This window comes from Nakamurella endophytica, from assembly GCF_014646215.1.
In the GTDB taxonomy this organism is placed as follows: domain Bacteria; phylum Actinomycetota; class Actinomycetes; order Mycobacteriales; family Nakamurellaceae; genus Nakamurella; species Nakamurella endophytica.
Genome location: NZ_BMNA01000003.1, coordinates 544,977 through 559,664, shown reverse-complemented (window position 1 = coordinate 559,664; position 14,688 = coordinate 544,977). Strand labels below are relative to the sequence as shown.

Here is a 14,688-nt window from a genome sequence, read left to right as displayed (position 1 = left end):
GTGCGCCGGCACGGTCCGGGCCCGGCACCGGCGGCAGCGGTCCGCGCGGCTGGGCGGCGGTCACCGCGCGCCGTCCAGCACGTCCGACACCGCGAGCACCAGGGCGGGCGGCGGGCGCCAGCCGAACACTCCCGGGCCCTGCGATGCGCCGCCGCCTGCGACCGGGTCGTCGCCGGCGGCCGGATCGCCGCCGGCCAGCACGTCCGGCCCGGCCATGCCGCGGACGTAGAGGTAGAGCACCCCGCCGAGGTGGCGTTCCGGGTGGTAGCCCGGCTGCCGCCACCGCAGGAACCGGTGCAGCGCGACGCAGTAGAACAGGGCCTGCAGCGGGTAGTCCGAGTGCGTCATCGCCGACCGCAGGGCAACCGGCCGGTAGTGCCAGGCGGTCAACGGCTCGTCCGGCCCGGCGAGCCAGTTGGTCTTGTAGTCGGCCACCAGGTACCGCGGACCGGGCAGCCGCAGCACGGCGTCCAGGCTGCCGGTCAGGTAGCCGCGCAGGGACAGGCCGGCCATCTCGGGGGACGCCAGGCGCTCGGCGTAGCCGACCAGGGGGTCGCCGTCCGGCAGGTGGCGCGGCAGCAGCGGAGCGAGGTCGCCGAGCGCGACGTCCGCGGACGGCCGGTCGCCGCCGGCGAGGGGCAGCTCGAACTCCAGCTCGGCCAGCCGGTCGCGCACGGCGATGTCGGCCAGGGCCCGGCCGTCCGCGAGCGGCCCGAGCGGTGTCCGCAGCACCGGTTCGAGCGCGGCGGCCAGGTCGGTGGCCGAGACGGGGACGGCCCGGCGGGCCAGCTGTTCCCGGCAGCGGGCGAGCAGTTCGGCGGAGAGGTCGGCCGCCCGCGGGTCGACGTGCTCGAACACCGCGTGCACCAGGGTGCCGAAGGTGGCGCCCGTCGGCAGCTGCGCCATCGGCGACGGCACCGCCCGCAGCGCCTCGTCCGCACCGTCACCGGCCGGGCCACGCTCCCCGTCCGTGTCCAGCAGGTCGACGTCCAGGTCCTCGTCGTCGCGCTCGCCGGTCTCCGGCTCGGACGTGACGCCCGGATCCCTCGCGGCGACGACGCCGTCGGTGCGGTCGGCCGGTGCCGCCGGGCCGGTGGCAACGGGCCGTGCCACCACGGCCGCGTCGGCCTGCGCGGCGGCGGACAGGGCGCTGTAGGAGGACCGTCGCCAAGCGGTGTCCAGCGTGCGGGCCCAGCGCCCGACCGACAGGTCGGGGGCGTGCGCGAGGTGCAGCGTCACGGTGTCGGCCGGCTCGTCGGGCCGGTCGGCGACCCGCTCGACGACCGGGCCGCCGCGCGCGGCCAGGTCGCCGAGCACCCGGCCGACCTCGGTCTCGTTCGGGACGGCCAGGACGTCCGGGATCGGGTGCCCGGGCCGGCGGCCGAACAGGAGCCGGTGCAGCCCGGATCCCGGCGTGTTGTTCGACGGCGCCCACCAGGTGACGACCTGCGACTGCGCCCGGGTGAGCGCGACGTAGGTCAGCCGGAGCGCCTCCCCGGCGAGCTCGGACTGTGCGCGGGCCTGCCGTTCGGCCCGCCCGGCCGAGCCCGGGCCGCCGACGTCGAGCACCCGGTGCCCGTCGGCGTCGTGCAGCGTGAGCGGGTCCAGGTCGTCCTTGACGTGCCGGTCGAAGGCGAACGGCAGGTAGACGACCGGGAACTGCAGGCCCTTGCTGGTGTGCACGGTGAGCACCTGGACCGCCGCGGCCTCGCTCTCCAGCCGGCGCAACCGGTCGGCGGCCTGCTGCTCCCGCTGGGCGCGGTCGGTCTGCTCCCGCAACCACTCGACCAGCGCGGCCAGGCCGAGGCCCTCGCGCATGGCGGCGGCCTGCAGCTCCTGGCCGAGTTGCCGCAGGTCGGTGATCTGCCGCTCGCCACCGGCGTGGGCGAGCACCCGCGCCGGCATGCCCTCCTCGGCGTCGGCCAGCTCGAGCAGCGTGGCGACGCCGCGGGCGGTCACCAGGTCCGCCCACCGGCGGAACTTCTCGCCGAGCAGGTCGGTGAGCCGGTCGCCGCCGCGGTCCAGGTCCGCGGCGGTCAGCCCGAGGAACGGGGTGAGCGCGGCGGCGCGAGCCCGGCCCGAGCGGTGCGGCTGCTCGAGCGCCTCCAGCACGACCAGCCAGTCCTCGGCGGCCGGTGTCAGGTAGATGCTGCCGGCGGCCGCGATCACCGACGGGACGCCGGCCCGGTCGAGTGCCGTGCGGACGTGGTCGGCCTGCCCGTGCGTCCCCACCAGCACGGCGACGTCCCCCGCGGTGAGCGGTCGGCCGTCGAACGTCGCGCCGGAGGCGAGCAGGGCGGCGACGTCCTGGGCCAGGTCATCGGCGATGCGGCCGCGGACCTTGTCGATCGGGGTGAACCGCCCACCTCTGCCACCGGCCGGCCGGCCCAGGACGCGGAGCCGGAGCGGCGCGGGGCACGGTGCGCCGTCGAGCCGGGTGCCGCTGCGCCCCGGTACGACGGGGCGCACCACGATGTCGGGGTGACCGAGCGCCGCTCCGTCGAACAGCACCTGCAGCGCCTGCACCAGCGGCGGGTCGGCCCGCCAGTTCTCGCCCAGGGTGGCGCGGTGGTCGGCGACCCGGGCCGCGGCCAGGTAGGTGGTGACGTCACCGCCGCGGAAGGCGTAGATGGCCTGCTTGGGATCGCCGATCAGGACGATGGTCGCGTGGCCGTGGAAGGCCAGCCGCAGCACGTCCCACTGCACCGGGTCGGTGTCCTGGAACTCGTCGACCAGCACCACCCGCCAGCGGGACCGCATCCGGTCGCGGGCCGGCGCGCCGTCGTCCTGCAGGGCCACCGCGACCCGGGTCAGCAGGTCGTCGTAGCCCAGGACGCCCAGCCGCCGCTTGCGCTGCTCCAGCTCCAGCCGCACGGCGGAGGCGAACCGCTGCAGCGTCGCGGCCGGCGACTGCGGCGGCGCGTCGGCCGGCTCCAGGCGTGCCTGCGGATCGGCGACGGCGCACCGGGCGATCCACTGGGCCCGCTCCCGGTCGAACTCCGGGGCCTGCGCGGACGGCATCCCGAACTTGCGCAGGTAGAGGTCGTCCGCCACCTCCTGCACCAGGTCGTCGAGGTTCTCGACCAGGGTGGCCTCGGCCTCGCTGTCGCCCGCCACGCCCAGCCCGGTGAGCACCTGCTGGCAGAACTGGTGGGTGGTCGCGATGGTGGCGGCCTCGAAGTCGGCCAGCGCCCGCACCAGGCGGCGGTGCCGCTCGGCGACCTCGTCCGCGCCGGCCCCGTCGGCGCCGGCCAGCCGGCCCAGCACGTCCCGGTCGCCGCGGGCGCGGGTCCCCGCCGGGTCGGCGAGCGCCCGCTCCGCCGCGACCAGCTGCTCGCGGACCCGTTCCCGCAGCTCCATGCTGGCGTTCCGGCCGAAGGTGACCACCAGGAGCTCGTCCAGGGTGGCGACGCCCTCGGCCACGAACCGGGTGACCAGCGCCCCGACGGTGTGCGTCTTGCCGGTGCCGGCGCTGGCCTCCAGCACCGTGGTGCCGGTCGGCAGCGGTCCGCAGACGTCGAAGGAGGGCAGCGGCGCGGCCGCGTCCGGCCCGGGCGGCACCAGCGCCGGCGGGCCCGGTGGCGCGAGCGTCACAACGCCCCCCGCACCCGGTGCTCGAGCAGCGGCGTCCACAGCCGGCGGGCGAGCTCGCCGAACCGGGACTGCTCGCCGGTCCACCGCTCGTCGTCCGCCGGGCGGGCCGCCATCAGGTCGGTCAGCGTGCGCCGACCCCACACCCGGACGTGCGAGTGGTCGGCGTCCTCGCCGGGGAACTTGCGGGTCGTCCACTTGTCCTGGGCCGCGCGGACGGCGTCCTCGGCGTCGGGGTTCCACAGCCGCCCGTTGGCGTAGGCCTCGCCGGTCTTCAGCGGCAGCGGGAGCGGCGCGCACAGACCGCGGTCGTACAGGTCGACCAGCTCGGCCAGCGTCCGCAGGGCGGCAGGCTGCTCGAGCGGGCCGAACGTCGCCGTCTGCGGTGTGGTGGAGCTCCCCCGAGCGACCACCACGGCCGTCCAGTCGACGCCGGGGTGCGCGGCGGCCAGCGCCAGCAGCCCGATCCAGGCGGTGAGCTGCGGCCGGCTGCCGAGCTTGCTGTAGGTGACGGTGAGCAGCCGCGTGCCGTGCACGCCGCTGACCGTGCCGCGCAGCTGCCGCCCGTCCGGCAGCGGGACGGCCACGTCGACGGCGCGGGCCGGGTCGACGCGCAGCGGCGCCGTCCGCTCGACCAGCGGCTCGACGTTGCGCAGCAGGTCGCCGAGCGTGCGGTCGCCGAGCGGCCCGGGCGGCAGCGTGCCGCGGCGCCACTCGGCCTGCCGGCAGGCGTCGGCGTCCGCCCCGGCCAGCCGGTCCCGCAGCAGCCGGTCGCCGATCTGCCACTGCTCCAGGGAGTCCAGGGCGACGCTCATCCGGTCGTCGGGCTCGTCCTCGTCGTACCGGATGGCCAGGTCGAGCCGCTGCCGCAGGAAGCCCTTGACCGGGTGGGTGAGCAGCGCGACCAGGTCGGCCAGCTCGACGTCCGCGGCCGGACGCGGTGGCAGCTCCGCCGGCAGGAACACCGGCGGCGGGCGGCGCGGGCCGGCCGCCGCCCGGGCCCCGGCCAGGGCGGACGGGTCGTAGCTGAACGGGCCGTCGGTGCCCAGCACCCGGGGGTGCAGGTTGCGCGGGTCGAAGGGCTGCAGCGGATGCCGGACCAGCACCTGGTCGCGCACCCGGCGCGACGGGTCGACCGGGCGGGCGGTCCGGTCGAGCGCGTCCAGCAGCTCGCCGATCGGGACGGCCGGCGGCCGCTCGACCCCGGTCCGCTCGTCGGCCCCGGCATAGGTGACGACGAGGTGCTCGGTGGCGGCCAGCACCGCGTCCAGCAGGAGCTGGCGGTCCTCGCCGCGGGCGTCCCGCTCCCCCACCGCCGGCCGCCGGGCCAGCACGTCGTCGCCGTCGGTACGGACGTTGCGCGGGAAGACGCCGTCGTCCAGCCCGAGCAGGCACACCACCCGATGCGGCACCGACCGCATCGGCACCATGGTGCAGACGGTCAGTGTGCCGCTGCGGAAGTTGGCGCGGGTCGGCCGGCCGGCCAGCCTGCCCTGCAGCAGCGCCCGGACGTCGGGGAGGCCGAGCAGGGCGGTCGCCGCGCGGTCGCCCGCCTGATCCGCGACGTCGGCGAACTCGCGCCGGACCTCGGTGAGCTGCCAGCTGTCGGTACCGGTCACCCGGGTCAGCAGGCCCAGCGCCCGCTCCAGGGCGTCGAGCCACTGCTGCAGCGACCGGGGTCCGGTGAGGGTCTCGAGGGAGCTGCGCAGCCGGTCGAGCAGCTCGGCCAGCCGGCCGGCCAGGTCGACGTCCCCGGAGCCGACGTCGTCCAGCGGCAGCGCCACGCCCAGCGTGTTGTGGTCCTCGTCGGCCATGGCCACGCCCAGCAGGATGCGGTCCAGGCCCGCGCGCCAGGTGTTCTGGCCGAACGCGTCGAGCTTGAACCGGCGGCGGTGCGGGGCGTCCAGGCCCCACCGCACCCCGGCGTCCATCACCCAGCGGCCGAGCCGGTCGAGGTCGTCGTCGTCGAAGCGGAACCGCAGCCGCACCGGGCCCCAGGCGGCCAGGTCGAGCACCTGGGAGGCGGTGACCCGGCCGTCGGCCAGGGTGAGCAGCTTGTCGACGGTCGCCAGCAACGGGTTCGTCTGGTGCAGGGCACGGTCGGCGAGCCGGACGCGGAGCCGGTGCCCCGGGTGGCCCCGCCCGTCCGTCCCGTCGCCCACCACGTCGGCCAGCCCGAACGCGGCCGCCACCAGCGGCGCGTAGGCCTCGATGTCCGGGCACATGACCAGCACGTCCCGCGGTTCCAGCGACGGGTCCCGGTCGAGCATGCCGACCAGCGCGTCGCGCAGCACCTCGACCTGCCGGTGCGGGCCGTGGCAGGCGTGGACCTGCACCGACCGGTCGTCCGGGGCCACGGTGGTCAGGTCCGCCGGAACGTCGTCGTCCCGGAGGCGGGCCTGCAGGAGCTCGAGCAGCGTGCCGGCCGGTCGCCCGGCCTCGGCGTGGTGGTGGTCCTGCAGGCCGGCTCCGCCGGTGCCCTCCTGGGCGAGCACCACCTGCAGCTCCCGGGCGTCCCGGGCGAGCGAGGCCAGCAGCGGGTGGCGGGGCACCGTCACGGTCGGGTCGTCCCGGCGGGGCAGGGCCGCGCGGCCGGTGCCGACCGTTCCCGGTCCGCCGACCGGGAAGCCCGCCGCGGCCACCCGCTGCCACAGTGCCGGGGACGGGTGCGGCAGCCACAGGTGGACGTCGCGGTGCACGGCCAGCGCGTCCAGCAGCCGCAGGTGGGTCCTGGGCAGCCGGGTGGGGCCGAACACCGACAGCCGGGCCGGCAGGTCGGTCGCCGCGGGATCGGTCCGCAGGAGCGTGGCGGCCGCCACCACCCGCTGCACCGGATCGGGACCGGGGAGCACTCCGCGGACCCGGCGCCACAGCTCGGCCTCCCAGCGCAGGTCCGCCGGGAGCGGGTCGCCGAGGCCGTCGGTGTCCCGGCCGGCCAGCCACTCGGCGAGCATGCCGGGCCGGTCCTGCGCGTAGGTGTGGAACAGGCCGGCCAGCCGGCGGGCGACCGCGTAGCGCCGGCCGCGGCGGTGCGCGGCGAGCGGGGACTCGTCGAGGTACCCCAGATGCCGGCTGACCATGGCGCACCACGCCTCGCCCGCGGCCTCGTCCAGCACCTGCAGCACCGGCCAGGTCAGGCTGTCCGGGCTCCACGGGTCGTGGTCGGCGACGGACAGCACCTCCGACACCAGTTCGCGCGGTGACGGGAACCGCACCCCGGCGCACACGCCGTCGGCCCGACCGTCGGCCGCGCCGAGCCGGTGCGAGAGCTGCTGGGTCAGCCATCGCTCGACCCCGCGGGCCGGCACGGCCACCACCTCGGCGGCGAACGGGTCGGCCCCGGGCGCGGTCAAGAGGTCGGCCAGCCCGCCGACCAGCCGGTCGGCGCGTTCGGCGCGGTGCAGGTGCAGCGTCACCGCAGCCCCCCGCCGTCCGTCCCACCCCGTGCCTGCACGGGTCCGAGACTAGGTCGCCGGACCGACAGCGGGGTGCCGCCGTGCACATCGCCGCCGCCTGCCCGCGGCCGGTGGCGCATCCTGGGGCGAACACTTCCGGGAGGGAACGCGTCGGACGGATGCGGGGGCGCGATGGCGGCACGGGCGAGCCGGACGGCGGAGGGCGTGGCCGTGCTCCGCGCGGTGCACCAGCTGGTCGACCCACCGCCGCGGCTGGTCGACGACCCGGTGTCCGTCCGGTTGCTCACCAGCGACGAGCGACGGGTGGTCGACGAGCATCCGGAGCGGTTCGACTCGCCGCGGGCGCGGGCACTGCGGACCCACGTGCTGCTGCGCAGCCGGTGGGCCGAGGAGGAGCTGGAACGTGCGGTCCGCGCCGGCACGGACCAGTACGTCGTCCTCGGCGCCGGCCTGGACACCTTCGCCTACCGCCGGCCGGCCTGGGCCGGCGGGCTACGGGTGTTCGAGGTGGACCAGCCGGCCAGCCAGGCGGCGAAACGCGAGCGGCTGCGGGCCGCCGGCCTCCCGGAGCCCGCCGGCACCGTCTACGGCGCCGTGGACCTCGAGTCCGAACCGCTGTCGCAGGCGCTGGACAGGATCGGCGTCGACGGCGGGCGGCCGCTGTTCACCTCGTGGCTGGGCGTCGCCATGTACCTGTCGCCGGACGCCGTGCGCAGCGTGCTGGAGGTGCTGGCCCGCTACCCGGCGGGGAGCGGGCTGGTGCTGTCGTACGCCCGGCCGCTGCCGCCGGGCGCCGGTCCCGGGTGGATCGCGGACCGGGCGGCCGGGCTCGGCGAACCGTTCCGGAGCTTCCACGAGCCCGACGAGATGGTGGCCGAGCTACGCGCGGCGGGATTCCGGTCGGTGCACCTGTTGTCGCCGCAGGAGGCGGCGGACCGCTGGTTCGGTGACCGTCCGGGCGGGTTGACCGCGCCGTCGCGGATCTCGATGGCCGCCGCCTCCGTCTGACCCCGGAACCACCACCGGCGCCGGGACCGCCGGTTAGGGTGCGGTCGACCCGCGCGGTCGGAGGCGGACGGGCCGAGAAGGGGACGGGGATGCGAGCCGACCAGGTCGAGGTCCGCCGCCGCCACCTCGTCGTGCTGGCCACCGGGCAGTACGACCAGGACGACCTCTGGCCGCCGCTGGACGTGGCGTCGGAGATCGCCGTGTGGCGGCGGTGGCTGTGCGCGCCGGAGCTCGGCGAGCGGCGGTTCGTGCCCCTGGCCCCGCAGCTGGCCGAGGATCCGTCACCGGCCGACGTCTTCGCCGCGCTGTGCGGCACGACGGCCATCCGGCCCGCCGACGCGCTGGTGCTCGTCGTCACCGGACACGGCGAGATCATCGACGGCGCACACCGTCTCGTACTCCGGCAGAGCGACAGGTCGCGGCCGCACTCGACCATGCTGCGCACGGACCAGTTGCTCGGCTGGATCATGGACACCGGCGTGCAGCACGCGCTGGTGGTCGTCGACACCTGCCACGCCGGACAGATCGCCGAGTCGGTGCTGAAGCTGGACGACGAGCTGCCGTCCGGCTGGATCGGCGTCGCGACCGCCGCGCCGACCCGACAGGCCCGGCTGGGCGCGGTGTCCGGCGCCGTCGAGCGGTTCCTGGCGACCATGGCCACCGACGAGCGGCTGGGTTCGGCGCTGGAGCCGTACCTGCGGCCGATAGACGTGCTCAGCGCCGTCACCGACGCCGTCGGGTCACAGGATGTCGTGGTGTTCCCGAGGTTTCCGCGGGGCGGCGTCTCGCCGTGCCTGCCCAACCCCCTCCACCGGGCGGGCCCGGCGGCCGCGACCCGTCCGGTGCCGGGGGCCGCGGACGTGGCGGCCGTCCCGCCGGCCGGGACACCCGACGACGCCCGCGGTCCGCTCACCGGCGCCGGCCGGTTCGTCGGACGCCGGGCGCTGCTGGACGCGCTGACCGTCGCCACCCGCGGCGCCCCGGGCGCGACGGTGCTCGTCGGGACCGCCGGGTGCGGCAAGTCCGCGGCGCTGGCCCGGCTGGCCGAGCTGGCCGCCGCCGGCACAGGCACAGGTACCGGCACCGGCACCGGCACCGGCACCGGCACCGGCACCGGCACAGGGGACGGTCCCCGGGTCGACGCCGCGCTGTCGGTGACCGGGATGACGGCGGCGGACGTCGCAGCGGCGCTGGTGACCCGGCTCGGGATCGGGACGGCCGGTCCCGCCGCGGCGTCCGCGGCCGCCCAGGTCGACCGGGTCCGTTCGGCGCTGGCGACCGGAGAGGTCCGGACGCTCGTCGTCGACGGCCTCGACGAGGCGGCCGATCCGTTCGCGGTGCTGGCCGAGGTGCTGACCCCGCTCACCGCGGACTGGGACCGCGCCCGGCTCCGGCTGGTGGTGGGCGTGCGCTCGAGCGAGGGGGACGATCCGGGCGGCGGAGCGAGCGCCGGGACGCTGGCCGGCGCCACCGTGCGGCGGTTGCACGCGCGGGCGCTGCCCGCGGACGCCGCACCGTACTGGACCTCCGGCGACGTCCGCGATCTCGTCGTGGCGACCATCACCGGGGACGGCGGCGGCGCCGCTCCCGCCCGCTACCGTGCCGATCCCGAGCTGGCCCACCGGCTGTCGGCCGCCGTCGCCGAACTGGTCGGTACCTCGTACCTGCTCGCACGGTTGGCCGCGGAAGCCCTGGCCGCCCGCGACGACGTGCAGGATCCGCACGACACCCGCTGGCGCGGTTCGGTCGTCGCCGGTCTCGCCCAGGTGTTGCGGACGGAGCTGGAAGCCGAGTACGCCGATCCGGCGCAGCGGCGCCGGGCGGCGGCCGTGCTGCAGGCTGCCGCGCTGGCCCTCGGCCGTGGCATCCCGTGGCGCGGCGTGTGGCCGGCCGCGGCCGCGGCACTGGCGCACGAGCGGGACATGGACACCGCGATCGACGACGTGCTGCGACGCCGGACCGGTGCATACCTGGTCCGGGACCTGGACGGCGGGATGACGGTGTACCGGCCGTTCCACGACTCCGTCAGCGCGGTCCTGGCTCTCGATCCCGCCGACCCGACGGCGACACCGGACCGGTTCCTGGGTCTGGGATCCGGCGCGGAGCGGGATCCGGCCAGCCCGGCCGGGCGGTACCTGGCGGGGCGTCATGCGGCGATCGCCGGCGCCCTGCTGGCCCGGCCCGATCTGGCTGCCGACGCCTACCCGGCACGACACCTCGCCGCACACGCCGCGGCCGGTGGGCTCCTGGACGACGTCCTCGGCGCTGCACCGGCTCTGGTCCACGCTGAACCGGACGGGTTGCTGCCCGTGCTCGGCGCGGCTCGCCGCCCGGCGGCCAGGACGGTCGCAGCCGCCTACCGCCGGGTGGCGCACCGGCTGCGCGGGACGCCGTCGGTGGGGGCCAGGGCGGCGGTGCTGTCGGCGGCCCTGCTGCAGTCCGGCGAGCCGGACGTCGCGGGCGGTCTCCGCCCGTTCCTGTCCGGCGGCGGCACCCTGGTCCCGCTGTGGGCCACACCGCGACCGGCGGTGGATCGGTTGGAGCTGCCGGGCCACCGGGGACCGGTCGTCGGCTGCGGGCTGGTCGGTCTCCCGGACGGCACGGGCGGGGTCGCGACGGCGGGCGCCGACGGGACCGTCCGGCTCTGGGCGCTCCGGGACGGCGGTCGGGCCGGGGATCCGGTCGTCGTCACCGCACCGGCGACCGCGATGGCGACCGGACGGCTGCGCGACGGCCGGGCGGTGGGCGTCGTCGCGGACGCCGCCGGCGCGCTCCACGTGCTGGACCTCGCGGCGGGGCGCCTCCTCGGTCCGCCCTGGACACCAGCGGAAGGCGCTGCGGTGCGAGCGGTCTCGGTCGGCCGGCCGGTGCGTGGCGACCTCGCCGTCGCCGCCGGGACGGACGACGGCGGCGTGCACCTGCTGGAGCTGTCGGGCACCGGATTGCGCGCGGTCACCCGGGCCGCCGGCGGCGCACCGGTCACCGCGGTCGCGCTCGGCCGGGCCGCAGACGGGTCGACCGTCCTGGTGACCGGGGCGCGCGACGGCGCGCTGCAACGCTGGGACGCGGTCACCGGACGGCCGGTGGCAGTCCCCGCGGAGCTGGGCGCCGGGCCGGTCACGGCGATGGCCATCGCCCGGGCCGGCGGACGCCGCCTGGTGCTCGCCGCGGCCGGGACAGGCGTCCACGTCGCCGGTCTCGCGGACGCCGCGCCGGTCGCGGTGCTGCCGGCGGGCGAGGAGCTCGGGGCGGTCGGGGCCGCCAGCCTGCCGGACGGTCGCCGGGTGGCGGTGGCCGGGGACGTCACGGGCCGGGTCACGCTGTGGGACCTGGACACCGCCGCGCCGCTCGGGTCGCTGCCGGTGCACACCGGCCCGGTCACGGCGGTGCAGGTCGGCGGCGGAACGGACGGCGACGGCGTGGTCGTCACAGGCGGCGCCGACGGGTTGGCCTGCATCGTGCCGGTCCCGGCCTGGGCCGCGGCCGGGCAGGGGTCCGGCGGCCGGGCGGCGCTGTCCGCGGCGACGGCGGTGGTCACCGCGGACGGATCCGGCGTCGTCGCGGCGGCCGACCGGGACGGCGGCGTGCGGGCGTGGTCCGCGGCCACCGGCGACGCCCGTCCCGCCGCAGCCCTGCCGGGTGTCCCGGTGACGGCGGCGGTGTCCGGACGCTGGGCCACCGGCGCCGGCTTCACCGTGTGGGGACGGGCGGACGGTCGGCTGTCCGTCGTCGACCTGCTCGCCGGCCGGCCACTGGGTCCGGACCTCGCCGGCCACTCCGGGCCGGTGACCGCGCTCGCCGTGGCCGGCACCGCCTCGGGCCCGGCCGTGGTGTCCGGCGGCGCGGACGGCGCCCGGCGCTGGGACCTGTCCAGGACGGCCAGCCCGCAGCCGCTGCCGGGAGCCGCCGCCGTCGTCGCACTGGCCGCGACCGGCGGCCGGTTCCCGGTCGCGGCGGCGGCCACCGCGGACGGCGCGGTGCCGGTGTGGGATCTCGCGAACGGCCGGCTGGTCGCCCGGCACGGCACCCCCGACGGGGGTCCGGCCGCCGCGGTGGCGCTGGTCCCGCTCAGCGACGCCCGCACCGGTCTGGTGGTCGCCGACGTGGCCGGCCTGGCCGTCCTCGACCTGGACACGGGCGCACCGCTGCACCGCTGGCCACTGCCCGGCGCGGGCGTCCGGGCGCTGCTCCCGGCCGGCCCGGGTCCGGGGCGGGTGCTGGCCGGCGGCGCCGACGGCGCGGTGCGGCTGGTGGACCTGTTCGGTGGGACGAGCCGCGCGCTGCTGCAGCTCGACGGGCCGGTCGTGGCGCTCGCGCCGGCCGGAGCGGGACGGGTCGTCGCCGCCACCGCCGCCGGGGTGCTGGTGTTCGCGGTCGGCGCCGTCCCGCTGGACCCTCAGCCGGGCAGGTAACCCAGCGACTGGGCGACGGCGCGGCCGGTGGCGCGCTTGGCCAGGTACCGCTGGCTGGAGTGCGGGTCGTCGCCGTTGGACACCTCGAAGTCGTGCACGCCCGGCCACAGCCGGCCGAGCGCCCCGGCTCCGGCCACCGGGTCCGCCGGGTCGTAGACGTTGACCCAGCGACGCAGCTGGGGCGGCACCGTCCGCCGGGCGGCGGCCGGCAGCCGGCCGTTGAGCAGCCGCATGCTCAGCGGCGAGCCGACCGTGACCAGGGTGTCGACCCGCAGCTCCGGGTGCGTGGCGAGCACCTCGAGGGTGACCACCGAGCCGAGCGAGTGCGCCACCACGACGGTGCAGCCCTGCTGGAGCGTCGCCCGCACCTGGGCGCGGATGGACGCGGCCAGCGGAGCGTCCTGCGTGTAGACCTTGACCTGGTGCAGCGACCGGATGAACGTCAACGCCACGGTGATGTCGAACCGCTGCGTCAGTCTGCGCAGCACCGGCCGCAGGACCGGCGGCACCGGTGCGACACCCTTCCACTCCGGCGCGTCGGGCAGGGCCGGGCGGCCGTCCAGCACCTCGTCCGCGGCCGCGGCCAGGAACGCCACGTCGTCGTCCTCGGCGGGCCACACCTGGCCGTCCTCGGTGGCGCCCTTGGTGACGCCGAACTCGGCGTCCGCGAGGGTCTGCGCCTGGGCGAACAGGTCGCCGTAGTAGGCAAGGGCGAACGACGGTGCGGGCTCGGAGCCGGTCGCGATCTCGAGTCCGTCGCGCAGGGCGGGCTCCCAGAGGCCGCGCAGCCGGTCCGGCGCGAACCGGTCGTGGCGCACCCCCGGCACGCCGATCACGTCCACCACTGCCTGCACCCTTCCCCATCCGGACCGGCACGACCGCCGGCCGGCTGGTGGGACTCCGCGGCCGGGCCGCCGGTTCCGCCCTGGACGGCATGGCGGCCCGCGTCACCGGACCGGGTGTCCGACCGGCACGGCGCACCGCACCGCGCCGGCGCAGTGTAGGCGGCGCAGTGTAGGCGGCGCCGACCGTCCGGTGGCCGGTCAGCCGACCAGAGAGGACAGCCGTCGCTCGAGGTGGTCGCGTTCCGCGTCGCTGGTGGTCAGCTCGAGGGCGGTGCGGTACTCCGCCGCCGCGGCGGTCCGGTCGCCCGCGCGGCGCAGCAGCTCGGCCCTGGCCACGTGCAACGGCTGGTAGCCGGTGAGCCGGACGCCGTCCAACGCGGCCAGCCCGGCGTCGGGCCCGTCGCGTTCGGCCACGGCCACCGCCCGGTTGACGGCCACCACCGGCGTCGGCCGGACGAGGGACAGCTGGTCGTACAGGGCGACGATCTGCGCCCAGTCCGTGTCGGCCGCCCGCCGCGCGTCCGCGTGGACCGCGGCGATGGCCGCCTGGATCTGGTACGGACCCGGCCGGTTGCGACGCAGGCAGCGCCGCACCAGGTCCAGGCCCTCCGCGACGGCCGCGGCGTCCCAGCGGCTGCGGTCCTGGTCCGCCAGCAGCACCAGCGCCCCGCCGGCGTCGGTGCGGGCGGGGCGCCGGGCGTCGGTGAGCAGCAGCAGCGCCAGCAGCCCGGTCGCCTCGGGCTCGTCCGGCATCAACTCGGCAAGCAGCCTGGCCAGCCGGAGCCCCTCGGCGCACAGGTCGACACGGACCAGCGGCCCGCCGGGTGGGCTGTAGCCGGCGGTGAAGACGAGGTAGATCACGGCCAGCACGGCCGGCAGCCGGTCGGGCAGCTGGGCCTGGGTGGGGATGCGGTACGGGATGCCGGCGTCGCGGATCTTGCGCTTGGCCCGCACCAGCCGCTGCGCCATCGTCGGTTCGGGGACGACGAAGGCCTTGGCGATCTGGGCGGGCTCCAGCCCGGCCAGCAGCTTCAGCGACAGGGCGACCTGCGCGTCGACGGCCAGCGCGGGGTGGCAGCAGGTGAAGATCAACCGCAGCTGGTCGTCGGACACCGGGTACACCTCCGCCTCGTCCGGTGCGTGCAGCAGCGCGGCGGCCGCGTGCCGGGCGTCCCGGTCGCGGTCCCGCCGGAAACGGTCGATCGCGCGGCGGCGGGCGGTGGTGACGATCCAGCCGCCCGGGTTGGCCGGTGTCCCGTCCCGGGTCCACGCCGTCACGGCGACCTCGAAGGCGTCCTGCACCGCCTCCTCGGCGAGACCGATGTCACCGAGGAGACGGACCAGGGTGGCCACCGCGGCGCCGTACTCGCGGCGGAAGACGGCCGCGACGGCGCCGTCGAGCCCGGTGGCCAGGGC

The 14,688-nt window shown here is 77.5% G+C and carries 6 protein-coding genes; 2 read left to right on the top strand and 4 right to left on the bottom strand.

The features are described 5' to 3' along the window. Positions 1-60: 60 nt before the first annotated feature. Positions 61-3,594, bottom strand: coding sequence for a UvrD-helicase domain-containing protein (locus tag IEY37_RS09715; RefSeq protein WP_229674233.1), 3,534 nt, complete (start codon positions 3,592-3,594; stop codon positions 61-63). After that, positions 3,591-7,007 carry an exodeoxyribonuclease V subunit gamma gene (recC, locus tag IEY37_RS09710; protein WP_188941318.1) on the bottom strand — a complete coding sequence of 1,139 codons (3,417 nt, stop codon included), beginning with the start codon at positions 7,005-7,007 and terminating at the stop codon, positions 3,591-3,593. The genes IEY37_RS09715 and recC overlap by 4 nt, the downstream gene beginning before the upstream one ends. Positions 7,008-7,178: 171 nt before the next feature. Here recC and IEY37_RS09705 point away from each other — a divergent pair, with 171 nt between their 5' ends. Together IEY37_RS09705 and IEY37_RS09700 are read left to right on the top strand one after the other, a co-directional pair. Then, positions 7,179-8,015 (top strand): class I SAM-dependent methyltransferase, encoded by an 837-nt coding sequence (locus tag IEY37_RS09705; RefSeq protein WP_188941317.1) that lies wholly within the window; start codon positions 7,179-7,181, stop codon positions 8,013-8,015. Positions 8,016-8,104: 89 nt separating this feature from the next. Then, on the top strand, positions 8,105-12,427 hold the full coding sequence (locus IEY37_RS09700) for a WD40 repeat domain-containing protein (RefSeq protein ID WP_188941316.1): 4,323 nt from the start codon (positions 8,105-8,107) through the stop codon (positions 12,425-12,427). Here IEY37_RS09700 and IEY37_RS09695 read toward each other — a convergent pair. Both IEY37_RS09695 and IEY37_RS09690 read right to left on the bottom strand, forming a co-directional pair. Next, on the bottom strand, positions 12,412-13,272 hold the full coding sequence (locus IEY37_RS09695; RefSeq protein ID WP_188941315.1) for an alpha/beta fold hydrolase: 861 nt from the start codon (positions 13,270-13,272) through the stop codon (positions 12,412-12,414). The two genes, IEY37_RS09700 and IEY37_RS09695, sit on opposite strands and share 16 nt — an antisense overlap. A 198-nt stretch (positions 13,273-13,470) precedes the next feature. After that, positions 13,471-14,685 carry an RNA polymerase sigma factor gene (locus tag IEY37_RS09690; RefSeq protein WP_188941524.1) on the bottom strand — a complete coding sequence of 405 codons (1,215 nt, stop codon included), beginning with the start codon at positions 14,683-14,685 and terminating at the stop codon, positions 13,471-13,473. Between the last annotated feature and the right edge of the window lie 3 nt (positions 14,686-14,688).